The sequence below is a fragment of the Bartonella sp. AS69XJJH genome, assembly GCF_042195585.1.
In the GTDB taxonomy this organism is placed as follows: Bacteria; Pseudomonadota; Alphaproteobacteria; order Rhizobiales; family Rhizobiaceae; genus Bartonella.
This window is the reverse complement of the sequence record NZ_JBHIOO010000004.1, coordinates 26,387-41,406: the sequence shown is the minus strand read 5'-3', so window position 1 is coordinate 41,406 and position 15,020 is coordinate 26,387. Positions and strand designations below refer to the sequence as shown.

At 38.6% G+C, this 15,020-nt stretch carries 20 protein-coding genes and 1 pseudogene; 9 read left to right on the top strand and 12 right to left on the bottom strand.

Annotated features, from left to right (window positions below; translation table 11 throughout):
- Positions 1 to 3: 3 nt before the first annotated feature.
- The 8 genes from ACFIK6_RS02970 to ACFIK6_RS02935 form a co-directional block, all read right to left on the bottom strand.
- Positions 4 to 369 (bottom strand): hypothetical protein, encoded by a 366-nt coding sequence (locus ACFIK6_RS02970; RefSeq protein WP_375641722.1) that lies wholly within the window; start codon positions 367 to 369, stop codon positions 4 to 6.
- A gap of 227 nt (positions 370 to 596) precedes the next feature.
- Entirely contained in the window at positions 597 to 953 is a 357-nt protein-coding gene (locus ACFIK6_RS02965) for a hypothetical protein (protein WP_375641721.1), read from the bottom strand.
- A 3-nt stretch (positions 954 to 956) separates the two neighbouring features.
- On the bottom strand, positions 957 to 1,124 hold the full coding sequence (locus tag ACFIK6_RS02960; RefSeq protein ID WP_375641720.1) for a hypothetical protein: 168 nt from the start codon (positions 1,122 to 1,124) through the stop codon (positions 957 to 959).
- 95 nt (positions 1,125 to 1,219) lie between these two features.
- Complete coding sequence (locus tag ACFIK6_RS02955) at positions 1,220 to 1,378, bottom strand: hypothetical protein (RefSeq protein WP_375641719.1); 159 nt, start codon at positions 1,376 to 1,378, stop codon at positions 1,220 to 1,222.
- Positions 1,379 to 2,832: 1,454 nt separating this feature from the next.
- Positions 2,833 to 3,165, bottom strand: a complete 333-nt coding sequence (locus tag ACFIK6_RS02950; RefSeq protein ID WP_375641713.1) for a hypothetical protein — start codon at positions 3,163 to 3,165, stop codon at positions 2,833 to 2,835.
- A gap of 198 nt (positions 3,166 to 3,363) precedes the next feature.
- Positions 3,364 to 3,930, bottom strand: coding sequence for a hypothetical protein (locus tag ACFIK6_RS02945; protein ID WP_375677345.1), 567 nt, complete (start codon positions 3,928 to 3,930; stop codon positions 3,364 to 3,366).
- A gap of 48 nt (positions 3,931 to 3,978) precedes the next feature.
- Positions 3,979 to 4,602: a hypothetical protein gene (locus tag ACFIK6_RS02940; protein ID WP_375677344.1), complete on the bottom strand. Its 624-nt coding sequence runs from the start codon at positions 4,600 to 4,602 to the stop codon at positions 3,979 to 3,981.
- Positions 4,542 to 5,063, bottom strand: coding sequence for a hypothetical protein (locus ACFIK6_RS02935; protein ID WP_375641709.1), 522 nt, complete (start codon positions 5,061 to 5,063; stop codon positions 4,542 to 4,544). Before ACFIK6_RS02935 ends, ACFIK6_RS02940 begins: the two co-directional genes overlap by 61 nt.
- A 1,745-nt stretch (positions 5,064 to 6,808) precedes the next feature.
- Between ACFIK6_RS02935 and ACFIK6_RS02930 the strand changes: the two genes are divergently transcribed.
- Positions 6,809 to 7,375, top strand: a complete 567-nt coding sequence (locus ACFIK6_RS02930; protein WP_375641708.1) for a hypothetical protein — start codon at positions 6,809 to 6,811, stop codon at positions 7,373 to 7,375.
- 697 nt (positions 7,376 to 8,072) lie between these two features.
- Here the strand turns inward: ACFIK6_RS02930 and ACFIK6_RS02925 are convergent.
- Positions 8,073 to 8,267, bottom strand: coding sequence for a hypothetical protein (locus ACFIK6_RS02925; RefSeq protein ID WP_375677343.1), 195 nt, complete (start codon positions 8,265 to 8,267; stop codon positions 8,073 to 8,075).
- 626 nt (positions 8,268 to 8,893) lie between these two features.
- On the opposite strand from ACFIK6_RS02925, the gene ACFIK6_RS02920 reads away from it, so the two are divergent.
- Both ACFIK6_RS02920 and ACFIK6_RS02915 read left to right on the top strand, forming a co-directional pair.
- Positions 8,894 to 9,838 (top strand): YopJ/AvrA family T3SS effector serine/threonine acetyltransferase, encoded by a 945-nt coding sequence (locus ACFIK6_RS02920; protein WP_375641706.1) that lies wholly within the window; start codon positions 8,894 to 8,896, stop codon positions 9,836 to 9,838.
- A gap of 376 nt (positions 9,839 to 10,214) precedes the next feature.
- Positions 10,215 to 11,144, top strand: coding sequence for a YopJ/AvrA family T3SS effector serine/threonine acetyltransferase (locus ACFIK6_RS02915; RefSeq protein WP_375641705.1), 930 nt, complete (start codon positions 10,215 to 10,217; stop codon positions 11,142 to 11,144).
- Between the two features lie 265 nt (positions 11,145 to 11,409).
- Here ACFIK6_RS02915 and ACFIK6_RS02910 read toward each other — a convergent pair whose 3' ends face one another.
- From ACFIK6_RS02910 to ACFIK6_RS02900, 3 genes are all read right to left on the bottom strand, one after another.
- Positions 11,410 to 11,538 (bottom strand): hypothetical protein, encoded by a 129-nt coding sequence (locus tag ACFIK6_RS02910; protein ID WP_375641704.1) that lies wholly within the window; start codon positions 11,536 to 11,538, stop codon positions 11,410 to 11,412.
- 91 nt (positions 11,539 to 11,629) lie between these two features.
- Positions 11,630 to 11,767, bottom strand: coding sequence for a hypothetical protein (locus tag ACFIK6_RS02905; RefSeq protein ID WP_375641703.1), 138 nt, complete (start codon positions 11,765 to 11,767; stop codon positions 11,630 to 11,632).
- 39 nt (positions 11,768 to 11,806) lie between these two features.
- Entirely contained in the window at positions 11,807 to 11,977 is a 171-nt protein-coding gene (locus tag ACFIK6_RS02900; RefSeq protein ID WP_375677342.1) for a hypothetical protein, read from the bottom strand.
- A gap of 125 nt (positions 11,978 to 12,102) precedes the next feature.
- On the opposite strand from ACFIK6_RS02900, the gene ACFIK6_RS02895 reads away from it, so the two are divergent.
- The 6 genes and pseudogenes from ACFIK6_RS02895 to ACFIK6_RS02870 form a co-directional block, all read left to right on the top strand.
- Complete coding sequence (locus ACFIK6_RS02895; protein ID WP_375641702.1) at positions 12,103 to 12,258, top strand: hypothetical protein; 156 nt, start codon at positions 12,103 to 12,105, stop codon at positions 12,256 to 12,258.
- A 143-nt stretch (positions 12,259 to 12,401) separates the two neighbouring features.
- On the top strand, positions 12,402 to 13,064 hold the full coding sequence (locus ACFIK6_RS02890; protein WP_375641701.1) for a lysozyme: 663 nt from the start codon (positions 12,402 to 12,404) through the stop codon (positions 13,062 to 13,064).
- Positions 13,061 to 13,297: a hypothetical protein gene (locus tag ACFIK6_RS02885; protein ID WP_375641700.1), complete on the top strand. Its 237-nt coding sequence runs from the start codon at positions 13,061 to 13,063 to the stop codon at positions 13,295 to 13,297. The genes ACFIK6_RS02890 and ACFIK6_RS02885 overlap by 4 nt, the downstream gene beginning before the upstream one ends.
- A complete protein-coding gene (locus ACFIK6_RS02880) occupies positions 13,221 to 13,433 on the top strand; it encodes a hypothetical protein (RefSeq protein WP_375641699.1) in 213 nt (70 codons plus the stop codon). Before ACFIK6_RS02885 ends, ACFIK6_RS02880 begins: the two co-directional genes overlap by 77 nt.
- Positions 13,426 to 13,638 (top strand): hypothetical protein, encoded by a 213-nt coding sequence (locus ACFIK6_RS02875; RefSeq protein WP_375625312.1) that lies wholly within the window; start codon positions 13,426 to 13,428, stop codon positions 13,636 to 13,638. Before ACFIK6_RS02880 ends, ACFIK6_RS02875 begins: the two co-directional genes overlap by 8 nt.
- Before the next feature lie 429 nt (positions 13,639 to 14,067).
- Positions 14,068 to 14,237, top strand: a pseudogene (locus ACFIK6_RS02870) (integrase); the annotation flags it as partial.
- Positions 14,238 to 15,020: the final 783 nt, after the last annotated feature.

Here is a 15,020-nt window from a genome sequence, read left to right as displayed (position 1 = left end):
CCTTCACGCGCTGTTTTGTTGAGAAGCGGTTTTTCTTCGCTTCCAGATTTCTTGATCCAACTTATCGATCTTTTTTTCCAACAAACGCGTAAAGATGATACGGACCCCAAAGGCAACAGGAATGAGCACAAAAAGAAGCGTTGATATAAGCTCCATGATTAACAAGAGAGCTGCCACGACATACCCTTCCCACGAAGCCAACTTCGACCCAAGCAACATTGATACGAAGAGAAGAACCGTTCTCAAAACTGCCACAATGAAAGCAATGCAAAAGATGACTTTATAATTTTTGCTTGTCAAAAACGCTTCTTCAAGCGAAAACGACCGTGGTTCTTCATCCAATGGTACATTTTTTCCATTGCCCCTCATTTTTTATCCCTCATTTGTTTCAATTTTTAAACCATTGTCATGAACCGAAGCTTTCGTCCTCACAATGAATGAGGGTTCATCAAGATCAAGCGTTTGTATCCCTCATTTTTTATAAAGACAATATCAAAGCTACATTTTTTCCATTACCTTCAAACATCGCAAAAATAGAAGGTCTCCTACAACGCATGAGAATATGTAAAGACCGGTATTCATTTTCTGCCCTCCCTTCACGCGCTGTTTTGTTGAGAAGCGGTTTTTCTTCGCTTCCAGATTTCTTGATCCAACTTATCGATCTTTTTTTTCAACAAACGCGTAAAGATGATACGGACCCCAAAGGCAACAGGAATGAGCACAAAAAGAAGCGTTGATATAAAACCCAATATTAATGTTAAAATGAACAGGATATAATTCGACCACTCTGTCAAATCCCACTCAAAAAATATAAAGAGTGCCACTTTAAAAGCGCTAATAATGAAAGCAATGAAAAAGATGACTTTACAATTTTTGCGTGTCAAAAACGCTTCTTCAAGCGAAAACGACCGTGGTTCTTCATCCAATGGTACATTTTTTCCATTGCCCCTCATTTTTTATCCCTCATTTGTTTCAATTTTTAAGCCATTTTCATGAACTGAAGCTTTCGTCCTCACAATGAATTCAATCAATATCAAGCGCTTGTATCCCTCATCTTTTATAAAGACAATATCAAGGCTACATTTTTTTCCATTACCTTCAAACATCATGTTTTCATCACGCACAGTGTATCCTCTGCTGTCTTAAGGCTTCTCTTTTCTCGTCGATTAAACTTTCATAAGAATATCTTCTTCTATTGCACAAATTTGGGGCTCTGGCTTTAAAATTCTAAGTGCTTTTTTATTTCCAAGAGATAAGCTTCTTTCCAAAGAAGAAGCCAACTGGTGCAAGAAAATCGTAACGAAGTTGCTTTTTCGCTACCACCACTTGAACCATCAGCAAAGCCGGCCCCAATAGATTTTTTTGATATTTTTTTCAAAGCCCAGCCTCTTCCCTTCCATAAAGCTTTTGTGAGAAAGCTATCAAGTGTTAATATCAGCTCTCAATACACAAGCCCCAAGGGTGCGCAGCAAATAAGAAATCAACTGAAGGGGGCTACAATTTCCTTTTTCCAAGGGAGTGCCCCATATTGAAAGGCCCAAGCACGCTGCCAAGATCAACCTCGTTCCCAGATCAACCTCATTCATCGCCCTTATCTAAAGCGTCCTCAAGCACATGGCATAAACGCTCATCTTTCCCTCAAAAATTTTCAATCCATTTGCCTGAAAATGCACCCCTTTGCTTCAAAGCCCAGTTGTCAATCTAACAAAGCCCTAAAATGATAAAGATTATTATTTAGCAAGCCGCAGCATGTATACCAGCACCTCCCACAATGCCAGAATCATATTGCACAAAACCTTTTTATCCAGAGATTAAGAAACTGCCCTTCCTCACTCTTCCCCCGCACCCGCTCAAGCAAAAATCCCATTCAAGCAAGAGCCCTACTCAAACAAGAACCCTACTCAAGCAAAAGCCTCAATGCTTTTCAAAAACACAGCACAAATATAAAAAAGCATAAAACGTGAAATGCACCCCATACTCCTTAATAAACATGTCAAAAGCAAAGCTCATGGCAATAAAAGCCTCTCTTCACTCTTCCCCCGCCCCCACTCAAACAAGAACCCTACTCAAGCAAAAGCCTCAATGCTTTTCAAAACACGACACAAATATAAAAAAGCATAAAACGTGAAGTGCACCCCATACTCCTTAATGAACATGTCAAAAGCAAAGCTCATGGCAATAAAAGCCTCTCTTCGCTTTTCCCCCGCACTCGCTCAAGCAAAAATCCCGTTCAAACAAGAACCTCAATGCTTTTCAAAAACATAGCACAAATATAAAAAAGCATAAAACGTGAAATGCACCCCATACTCCTTAATAAACATGTCAAAAGCAAAGCTCATGGCATCCTTTCACTCTTCCCCCACACATGCTCAAGCAAAAGCCCCGCTCAAACAAGAACCTCAATGCTTTTCAAAAACACGACACAAATATAAAAAAGCATAAAACGTGAAGTACACCCCGCGCTCCTTAATGAACACATCAAAGGCAAAGCTCATGGCATCCTTTCACTCTTCCCCACACCCACTCAAGCAAAAGCCCCATTCAAGCAAGATCCTCAATGCTTTTCAAAAACACAGCACAAATATAAAAAAGTATAAAACGTGAAATGCACCCCATGCTTCTTAATGAACATATCAAAGGCAAAGCTCATGGCAATAAAAGCCTCTCTTCACTCTTCCCCCGCCCCCACTCAAACAAGAACCCTACTCAAGCAAAAGCCTCAATGCTTTTCAAAACACGACACAAATATAAAAAAGCATAAAACGTGAAGTGCACCCCATACTCCTTAATGAACATGTCAAAAGCAAAGCTCATGGCAATAAAAGCCTCTCTTCACTTTGTCCCCTCGCTCACTTTCCCCTCATTCACATCGTATAATATGACTGGAGCTCCTTTCTGCTCAACCTCTTCTTCCAATTGCCCTATCATTTTCTTCAACTGACGGGTCACGATAAAACGCATAATAAAAACTATTGGTAAGAATAAAAAAGCACAGACAAGCATCCATGTCAGTGGCTCGAATATGACAAAAGAAACAAAGTCTCTTCCTCTCCATATCTGAACGACAACCGTTATAACTATTGGAGCTGTCGCCATAACCGTAGAAATATAGAATATTTTCTTATAGTCTTGCCAAACAAGGGAAAGCTGTTTTTTATCAAACATTCTGCTACTTTTTATTTTTGAGAAATCTGTTTTAAGGCAATATCGCGTTCATTCAGCACGCATTTCAGTTCCTTTTTCACGCGGCAATAGAGCCTCGCACGCTTGATAAACAGGTAATAAATGACAACGACCGGCGCCCATATTAAAACACTTAAGAGCGTAAAGAACAGAAAAGAACAGGCTATTAATGTTATAAGACTACTCGTCATTTTGTCCGCCTTCCACATTCTGCACACGCATTGCCTGATCGCGTTGTTTTATCGCTTCTTCCAATTGTTGAAGTATTTTGTTCAATTTTCTCGTTAATTTTATGCACATGATCCCAATGATCGGAAAAAAGAGAAGAATCCCTAACCATAGAATACTCAACAGCTGCATAATAAAGGCAACGCTATCATTTTTCCACCATACAAAATTTGCGATAGAGCAAGCAGATTGCAAAACAGTAAAGACAATAAAGATAAAAAAGATTATTTTATATTCTTTTGAATAAAGAGGCAGAGATTCTTTGAAGTTAAGAAAGCGCATTTTCGCATCAAGGGTATCACACACAAGATTGTGTCTTTTCATTTCTCCCAGATCATTACGCAGTGGTTGTATAGCTTGCTTTTGTTGTGTCGCATTCTTTTTCAAATCTTGAGAGAGCTTGAAAGACAGCTTCATATGCTTGATCAACAGGTAAGGAAGCCTGATCATAACCATAAACATTAAAATGGCAATGATGGTGAACCCTGACCAAACCAAAAATTGTATAACAATAGTCACTTTCTTCCCCTATCACATTGATGTGAAATCATCATTTTCATTCTCTTCTCAAGCACATGTTTCTAATCTCTTCATTGTTTTTTTCACGCCATAATAAAGAATACTATGGAAGATTAAAGTGATAGGTAAAGCGACAATAATACACGCACAGAACCAAAACAGCAGCAACATGCCAAAACCGCCAACCTTCAACAATAGAGGCGTATAATTGTATAAAAAAATTGCAGATTTTGGAAAATGAGAAAAAAAAGCGAGCACAACTGCGAAAAGCACAATCACAATGAAGGCTATAGAAAAGATCATAAAATAATCTTTTCTTGAAAGTTCCAAAGACTCTTGAAAAGAAAGGGGGCTGAACTGTGTTGCAAGCACTGTATTCTGTCCTACGCTAACTGTCTGATTATGTCTCAAGTTTTGCGCTGCACCCTTTTTTAATTTCCGCCGCACCCCACACAACAATATTGTCCGTTTTATCAACGAATAATAAAGTGCTAAGATTGTCATCAAGGTAGAAACAAGTATCATGATCTCCCCGAGAAACATGACAGCACTCCACCATACTGTGGTCAAAATTACAAAAGTACTCATAAAAGAAGCAGCCACTTGTTTCCCTATTGTATTCTGTTGAGAGTTTGGTTGTTTAGCTGTTGCTGCTCTGGCAATGTATCCCACAGTTTCATCATTTCCTTCACATCCCGTTTAGAGATGGCGTTCAAGACAAAAAAGAGTGGAAAGCACACTACAAGACAACAAAAAATCATTTGCGGCAAAAAGCATAAAAAAGCCCACACACTATTCCATCCCGCATCACGCAAAAACAAGACTACAGGATTATTTTCAAACGGCTGTTTCAAGATCTCCTTCATCATTTTTCGAAGTTCTCCTGGTTTCATTTCCTCCAGTGCTTGAAACTGTTCCTTGGATACAATGTGAAAAAATTCCAAAGGGCTCATATAGACAGTCGCGGAAAAAAGCACCAACAAGAGGATAGCCAAACACAAAATGATGACGTAATCTTTTCTTGAGAGAGCCGTCAATTTTTTAAAAACCGCAGACTGATCCAACACCGGCTGTGATGCAAAAGCCGTATTTCCCTCATGGGCAGATTGCTGTTGTGATTTATCTTCGATCATACTGATATTTTCTCACGTCTAAAATTCCCCTCACTCTTTGAGTACATACAACCAGAAAAACCGATTTATCGAGCACTCTTTTCACCATGAAACCCGCGCTATAAGACTTTTTAAGTCTATTTTTAAAATTCCTCATACATGACAACATACAATTTCTCAGGGTTACACGCACAAACACCATTGTATTCCCTTATCTATTACCCACACCTCAAAAGACAATGTTTCACAAAACTCAACAAGCAAAAATATTCAATCTAAAAAATATCTTATGTATAAAGATTTACAAATAACATACTGATTTATAACAATTTATTGTTTTGTATATTGAATAAGAACCCTAAATAGCGTAGGATTGTCTTATTCCAAACCTGTTCCATATTAAATCAATCCAAACCATGTCTCTTGCACGTTACAAGCAGAAAGAGCCATATAGAGTAAAACATGAAGAAAGAATGACAAATGCCTCTCATGAAGCGCCTCAAACGCCAAGAGCTGTCGCTAACATTGGAAGCAAGCAAAGTGTGTGATGATACGGGCTTTCTTCTTCACAAATGTAAAGATGAAAACATCCAATAGATTTTATATTATTTCATTGGGGAAGCTTTATCGTTATACCCTTCATGAGCACCATTGCGAAATGGGCTCAAAAGAGCCCTACGACATGCCTCTTTAAAAAGCAACACACAACAAAGTCAAACAAGCAGCCGATTATCCAACATTCAAAGCGTACGACAAACAACCTTAATCCTCATTTGAAAGCTTCTTAATTAAAAGGCTTCATTTCAAAAATTCTTCATTAAAAATGAAATATCTCGCACCACATAGCCCCCACATTTATAAAGGCATCTCCTATAAAAGCATCTTTTTATAAAGGCATTTTCCACTTATAAAAACAGCTTCTTTCGATAATGCATCCTTTCCTTTAAACGACATTCTCTCGTCTTATGATAAAATCCATTAAAACAGCAAAATATCCTCTATAAAAGAGGACCATAAATCGCTTGCCCCTTCACAGTTTATTTTGTTATTTTGAACTGATAAACCATATTTTATTTGAAAAGATAAGGATATTATGCTATGATAAGCCCATTGAAAAGTTTGTTTTTGAAGCTTTGTACCGCTCAAAAAGAAGACAAAATCCTTTATAAAGGATAAAGATATGTTTAGCAGTCTGATCTACATCAGACATCTTGATACAGCGCCCAATAAGAAAACCCCAGCCTCCCAAGAACAAAGCCCCACGAATGATAAAACACCACTAAAAACAATGACTTTTCAAAGGCAAAACTGAAAAGTTTCCGCAACACGCTCATAAGAAAGAAAGCAAATAATCCTATTAGAAAAGACTTCCTATTAGAAAGATGAGGACATACCCATAAAACATCATTCTTGTTTTTTTATTCACCTGTGACAAAAGTTTCTCTTCAACTGTTTCAGAGAAGTTGAGAAATATTTAAAAAAGCAAATAATCCGCTATCCATGAAAAAACCAGTACGATAAGTGTGGAAGATAAGACTGATAGGGATAAGATAAAAATGGTCAGAAACACCTTAACGATGATTTTTTCGCCCCACACCGTTGCTGTTCTTTGTGCTTAAAGACGCCTTTAGTATCCGTTTCTCCTTTGATCTGCAACGGCTTATATTCCCCCAGTATTTGCTCCCCCTAATATTTGCTTAAAGTGCTTTTTACATCACTGTCCCCCATCAACAGACAGTTTATTTTTCATTTAAATGGTTAAGTTCATGAAAATACGTAAAAAACGTGGTAGACTGAAAATAACAGGAAAGCTAGAGCCCAATGTCCGTATTTCACGTGCCCAAAACTCCAGCGAATCTGCGCTTCAATCTGCGATTGAAATGCGTGCAAAACACTTTGGTTTAAGCCTCGAAGAAGCGAAAAATCCGCTTGTCGGAACCTATATTGGACGTCTTTGTTTGCTTGGCTATAAAGAGGATTCATCCGGCATCAGTAAAGAACAATACGACACAGCACAACGTTACTTACAAATCAGAAACGACTATTTATGTGCAAAAGGTTTACCAAACGGCTATTATGATGGTTTTACGCACAGCGCATCAGATGAGAAAGCAAAAAAGCAATGGGTTCAAAGAGCAACGGAACACTATGAAGAGATGCAAGAAGCGATTAAAGAAGCGCAATATTTGCATCGTCAACACAACTTTCATGCGGCATTACAATATCTTGTTATAGAAGATCAACCACTGCCTACTCTTGTTGGTTCGTTGCGTATTATTCTTGATGCCCTTTATAAACATTTTGACAGTTCTACCCAAAAGAGCATTGGCTAAAAACACCCATCGTTTCCTTATCCCTCACAGGTTAAAGATTCTACCCCCTTTGTAACAAAGCCTCTTGGTAACCAGCTCCTTTATAAAGCCCTCCCTTTGGCAGGGTGCACTTGAGATCCACTGGACTTGTCCTTTCATGGAATTTCATGGGATTGACAGGCTGCGCGCAACAAACAAGCTTTAGAATATCCACAACACCCTTTTAAAAACACTTCAATCTATCAAAGCAACTTACCTTATACCTACCCGTGCCTCAACTATATATCACCACTGTCACCACGCCTCAAAGGAAAATAATTCACGGCATATTTCATAGCATGAGCAAGATAAATATTGCCCCTCCTTCAGACAGCAATATCCCCCCATCGACCTCCATTGTAACAAACCACCCTCATCATACACTTTTCATACACTTTCCCCCGATATCGCAACATCCTTAGCTCTTCAGACAATTCATTATCGTCATTTAACGCCTTTTCTTGTACAATCCTATACAGCTCTTCTGATCTTATGACAAACAAACGACATGGCTTTGATTGCAGCATAATCTGAGTTTCTCATTCAAGACAAACAAACGGCTAAAATATCATTATAAATCAACAATTTATAATTAAATGAACCCGTTTATTTTTTACAAAATTAAAAGCATCATCCCTTAAACGAAAGAAAAAGCCCCCACCAACAATCTCTTTCCTCATCAACAACATGGCACCGGTAACAATCCACCCATCACGCCACCATTAATACGGCAGCCAGCAACAAGCCCCAATCGCCAACACGATTGCCCCCACCTAAGCTTTATCCCCATAACATCCCCCAGCCACCGCCCTCCCAATTCCATCAATAAAATACCACGGATTTCAAAACCACAATTCTCCCCTCTCCCAGTCATCCCCTTCCTTATTTCCCCTCTCCCTTTTTCAAAGGAGAAAATGTTTTTTTGCCATATCAAAAAACTTTCCCATTAAAACAACATATTTTGCTGCATAGCTAACAAATACGCTTTTTTTGTAGTTTTCCCCCCGCGATAAAGGAGGAAAAATAATCGTTTTGCTGTTGACAGAATATGAAAAATCGTATTTAATAACAGATGCGGTAAGGGATTTTTTGCGCCTATATTTCATCATCAAATGTTTGCGTTATTATAGGTTGTTATCAAACAGTGTGTTTTGCGACAATCTTTAAAAGTCTCCTGTTTGAAGGTATTTTTCGTCTTTTTCTGACTGTTTTTCTTTTGCATCATCCAATTTTTATCACCAACAGCCCTATATGTTAAGATTTTCAAAATAAGCAGTATTCAATAAGAGCTCCCAATAGAACGCTTTAATAAAATATCCCAATAAAATATCAATGTCATACATCACAGAAATGATGAGCGATATACGAATGAAAATATGAAAACGATATGTTTTCATCGCCTCATCTTTCAAGATGCAAAGGCTCTTTTTCAAAACATTGTTTAGCCAGAATTGAAGAAAATAATATCGTCCATTGATTATCAATATGGAGGTTCATATTATGAAGCCACAAGATTCTGCCCACCCTCATTCCTCACAAACACAAGAAGGAGCAAGTGCACCAGAAGGAGCGCATGCAAATGCATCATTAGACACTCTTGCTGCACATTTAGAACGGCTCAACATCGAAAAAATAAAAAACACTCCATTCAACCGTGCGGAATTAAAAGATATTGTTGCTAGTTTAGAACAGCATAATGCCGATGGCAGTTGGATAAAAAATTATTATGATATTTTAGATCTTTACATGATGCCAGCCTTGGTAGATCAAGCAAATCGTAAATATCCAGAGATGAATCTTAAACTTGCAATGACACCTGATGACTTTGCACTCTCACTCAAAGAAACACTCGAAAAAGGCATAAAATCTTCTAGGTTGATCGTTAACGCAAAAGATAGAGGAATCCATTTTGCGGTCATTGATCATCAAACAGTTGATGACAAAATCTCTTTGATATTTTTAGAACCTACCTCACTGCGTGACACGCTCCCTGCCTTACTTGCATTAAGAACGCGACAATCCATTGAATATCACCAATTGCCTAATATTCATTTTGCCATGGCAGAAATGGATATTCAACGCAGTTCCTCTGAATGTGGAATGTTTAGCTTAAGCCTTGCCAAAAAGCTTTATCTCGAAGCTGATAAATTAAAAAGACTGCACAAAGATAATATTAAAGGTATGTTATGTGAACCAGACACGCCTCTACCTGCTGAAAAGTTAGATCCATATCTTCCAGCTCGTTTATACAAACACGTGCAAGGAAGAAGACGTCTTAGGGAATATCTAAAAGCCAATCCAGAAGCAGCACATGAAAAAGTAAACAAAAAGCAAGAAACTCTAACCGAGAGATTTGAAAGAAGCTTGGTGGCAACAGAGACAAAAACTGTTTCTGTTTCACAACACAGAAAAAGAGCAACAGAATACAAATCTCTGATGATGTAATGGAGACTTTTTTCATACCCATAAAGAATGAAGCTCTGCGGCTTTACGGTTAAGCATAAATTGCTGTTAGTCAATCTTCTTTTTCGTTTGGAAGAGGGAACGATGCAAAAAGTGAGCAACGTGACCTCTTCAAACAAAAGGAAAAACAAGAGTATTCTATTAAAAGTAGCCCATTTTAAAGCCCGTATTTTAAGACTTTGAAAAAACATAAAACACGCAAGTTTTGAAAAGGCCTGCCCGCACTTTCTTATAAAGTAGCTGAAAAATGATTTTTTCCTTAATCTTCAAGAGATAAAGGTTCTTTTTCAAAACATTATTTGGTCAAAATATAAGAAAATAATATTGCCTCCCGATTATAACCACGGAGGTTCATATTATGAAGCCACAAGATTCAAAAGATACTGCCGCTCATGCATTACAAATGGCAGAAAGTAACATCGAAAATGAATCCTTAGAAAGCCTTATTGCCCGTTTAGAACAACTCAACGCTCCTCCAAAAGAAGAGAGCACCTTGAGTCAGGAAAAGTTAAAAGCTATTATTACAGGCTTAGAAGATGATCTCGTCACCGGCCGTTGGATCAATGCTTATTATGCAGATACAGATCTTAAACTGATGCCGGCTCTCGTGGAACAAGCAAATCGCAAATACCCAGAAATGAATCTCAAATTGGCTCTTACAGAAGAAGAATTTACTTACACGCTCAAAGAAACACTCGAGAGCGGAGCAAAATCTTCCCGATTTGTCGTCAATATGGGCAGCAGAATCCATTTTGCTGTCATTGATCATCAAACAGTTGATGACAAAATCTCTTTGATCATGTTTGAACCGACAACCTTCAATAATATTAGTGCTGGGAGGCTAGGGATAAAAATCAATCAAACCCTCCAATGTCTTCAACTGCCTCCTTATTCTTTTACCACAGCAGAAATGGATATTCAGCGAAGCTCTTCTGAATGTGGAATGTTCAGCTTAAGCCTTGCCAAAAAGCTTCATCTTGAATCTGATAAATTAGCAAGATTGCACAAAGATAATGTTAAGGGTGTATTATGTGAACAAAATTCATCTTTATCTGCTGAAAAGTTAGATTCCTATCTTCCCATCAGTTTATACAAACATGCGCAAGGAAGAAAGCGTCTAGAACAATATTTAAAAGCCAATCCGGATGCTGAACATGAAAAAGTAAACAAAAAGCAAGAAACTCTGAGAGAGAGATTTGAGAGAAACTTAAGAATAACAGAGGGAAAAACTGTTTCCGTTTCCTCCCACCAAAAAAGGATTACTGAATACAAATCTTTAACGATGTAATTAAGGCTTTTCCATATTCCTATGTATCAAAGAACGAAGAGAGGCTGCTTTACAGCTAAGATTTCTCTGAGCAAACCAGCTTTGCGTTCGTAAAACAAAAACAGCAAGCAACGTGACCTCTTAAAGACAAAAAGCAAAACAGGGCTGTTCGATCAAAATCAGCTGATTTTAAAATTGTATCAAAATTCCAAAGCTCTTCTTAACAATAATCCATATTGGAATAGATAGAGGGCTGAATACATAAAATATTTTATGGTTTTGGATGTTAAGTAAAAGCACACGCCTCTTTCTGTAGATTTTTTCTAAGAGTGTCCGCTTTTATCTCCAGCGCCTCCACATCACAACCACTGCCAAAACAACCGCAACCACCAATACCAATGCCAACACAAATCATTATGCCCCCCTCCAACCCCTGCCGCGCCAACAGTGCCTTCTAAGCGTTCCATTCACCAATACGATACGTGTCACCCTTCCAACCTCACCTCTCATGCCACCGCTAACACCACCGTCATACCGCCGTAATGCCCCCCGTAATACCCCGTAATGCCATTGCGTACACCAACACAATCGCCAACATCACCAGAACCAATGCCAACACCAATACCAGTGCCAACACAAATCATTATGCACCCCTCCAACCCCTGCCGCGCCAACAGTGCCTTCTAAGCGTTCCATTCACCAATACGATACGTGTCACCCTTCCCAACCTCACCTCTCATGCCACCGCTAACACAACCGTCATATACCGCCGTCATACCATTGAGTACACCAACACAATCGCCAACATCACCAGAACCAATGCCAACACCAATACCAGTGCCAACACAAATCATTGTGCACCCCTCCAACCCCTGCCGCGCCAACAGTGCCTTCTAAGCGTTCCATTCACCAACATATATGTCACCCTTCCCAACCTCACCTCTCATGCCACCGCTAACACAACCGTAATGCCACCGTAATGCCAGCACCCACATCACCAGCACCCACATCACCAGCACCAATAAGACCAGCACCAACAAGACCCTATCAACAAACCAGCATCAAGTCTCAAAACCAACAACATCTCTTAACGGAAAACACTAGCCCCACCATTGTCCCACTTGGCCAACCATGACCCCCTTCTCTAAAATGCCACAACTAACCTTTTGATTTCATTAAAGTTTCACGTCTCTTCTGTTTTTGCAGAGTGAAAAATTTCATTTTTAATATGTTGACCAGCCTCACTTTAAAGTGAGGCTTTATTTTATGGAGAAGCAAATGAGAAAAATATCATCAGCAGGGCTTGCACTCATTAAACAATGGGAAGGATTGCGTTTAGATGCCCATAAAGATGCCATCGGGGTGTGGACAATCGGCTATGGACATACCAGCGCTGCTGGCAAACCGTTCGTTCGCAAGGGCATGACAATCACTGAAAAGCAAGCAGAAGAAGTTCTTTCTCAAGATTTAAGACAATTTGAAAATACCGTTGAAACAAATGTGACAGTTTCCTTAACGGATGAACAATTCGCCGCGCTCGTATCGTTTTGCTATAATATAGGAACATCGGCTTTTTGTAATTCGACCCTGCTCAAAAAACTCAATAACGGCGAATATGAAGCCGTCCCTGCTGAATTACAAAAGTGGACCAAAGCAGGAGGAAAACGTCTTCACGGTCTAGTGCATCGTCGTGCAGCCGAAGCAGGATTATGGGCAAAAGGTGCTTATGTTTCTCCCAACTACCAAACCGTAGAAACGCAAGCACCCATGGGATTTTTCAAAGCAGAAGCGCTTACACCGATTATTGGTTCTTTTTCTGGACTTGGAGGCTTATTGGCAGGCAATGGTCCCATCCAATGGGCATTGGCAACTATTATGGTTTTAGCCGCCTGTGCAGGCATCTTCTTTGTAGCAAAACGGTTTCGGGAGCAGCGCTTATGATGTGGTGGATGAAAAAAAATCTGATGATAACAGGAGCGGCTCTGACCGCTTTTTTTATCGCTTTAGCAAAAGCTTTCACTCTTGGAAAAAAGATTGAACAACAAAAGCAAATAGAAAAAACGCTAAAGTCATCAACAACAAGGCTAGAGGTGGAAAATGAAATTAATCAAAAAAGTGATGCTGATGTACGCGCTGCTCTTACTTACTGGTTGCGCGATAAAAACAATCAATGAGCCTTTTTCTTGCGTTGGTTGGCTGCCCATTTATTTAGACAAAAAAGATCTCAATACCATCAGTTCAAATCTCGCAAGAGATATTTTAAAGCATAACAAACAAGGGGAAGGCTTGTGTGGGTGGAAACATGGCTAGAAAAAAAACAGAAAAACAAACAGAGCTTACAGAAAAGGAAAAAGAAATCCTACAAGAAATCATCACAACTTATAAAAGTGTAAAAATGATGTCACGCTATACGAAGTGGATTATATTCATCATTTTCTTATTAGCGCTTGATTTCTCACGTATCATAGATGCGCTAGCAAGTATTTTTACACAAAAATCGAATATTCAGCTCTAAAATAAATAAAAAACATGAGACGTGTTCAATCTTATATAAAAGCCATTCGTTATTTTTTGAAATCACGGAGATTTTATTGATGATTCTTCACGTCTCATGGGAAATTTTTACACACTCTTCACAAACGCTTTCATGAAATGAATTGAGGGGCATGAAGAGAGATTTTTAACAAACGCGTAAGTCAACAACTTTGCTAACATAAGAAAATGATCATATCAACGTACATTTTTTTAATAAACTATTGATATCCAAATGATTTTATACTCTTCATAAATAGCATTGCCAAGAATTTGTATTAAAAGATATTTCTTTTAAAGAAGCGCATAAACAAGCAATGTAATGGTAGCCTTACATAAAGCCTCTCATCTTTACGTTGAATAAAAAAGCAAGCCGGCTCCTCCCACCCTCTCAATTCCCTGCCTCCCAATTCCCTTATGTTCTATGCATAAAGGTCAAGTTGAAGAGAATATATGGAAAATCCTTGGCTCGAAAATATGCAAAGAAGGCTTGAGGCTACAACAGAATTTCGCGTGCCTTTATCATTAGAAGCATTAAAAATTCTAAAACAAGCGCGCCTACTGTCTCGTAATGATTTTTTTCGGCTACCTGTCATGGTCTCCTTAGCTCAAAAATTGCTCCCCACTCAAGAATTTTCTGTCACAATATAGGCAACAAACAGAACTTGAGTATAACAACATGGGTTTGGCTCCAGTTTAGGTGATGAGCTTACCGAAAAAAAGATGAGAGCAAGGCGAAAAATTAGCTTTTATCTTTAAGCTTCTCAAATGGAGCAGTCTCCCCATTTCAGAGATCAACGAAACAGAGAGATGCTTATTCTCCTATGCAAAAGCTTGAAATACCAGCATCTTCTTCATAAAAAAACAAACCAGCCCCATCATGCTCTTTTCAACTCTGTCTTTCCAACGCTCAATAGGTACTAACTCTTAACTACTGACTTTTAATGATTACGTTGGTTCATAAAAACCGTAGTGACCTCTCACCTTATGAAGCACAAACACAGGATTTTTTAACGGTGCATGCATAAACCTGAAATAAAAAAATAGAACTGCATTAGGAATAAATGACTATAAATCAAATAGTTATATTTTTATTAGCACAATATTTTCAAAGGAAACCACGATCCCCGCACAATAGAAACATTTCATAAAAACAAGAGAAAAAGCTATGGATTAAGAGTGAGATTCATTCACAATGACGGTAGATCAACCAGAGGAGAATAGAACAATCCTATAAGATAAAGAAACTGTCATAAAAGGAAAAACTGTATGAAACGTGAAAAAGCATAAAAAAACGGGCACAGAAGGCCCGTTTCTTTATTACCTCTACGGAATAAGAGCTTAGAAATCCATTCCGCCCATTCC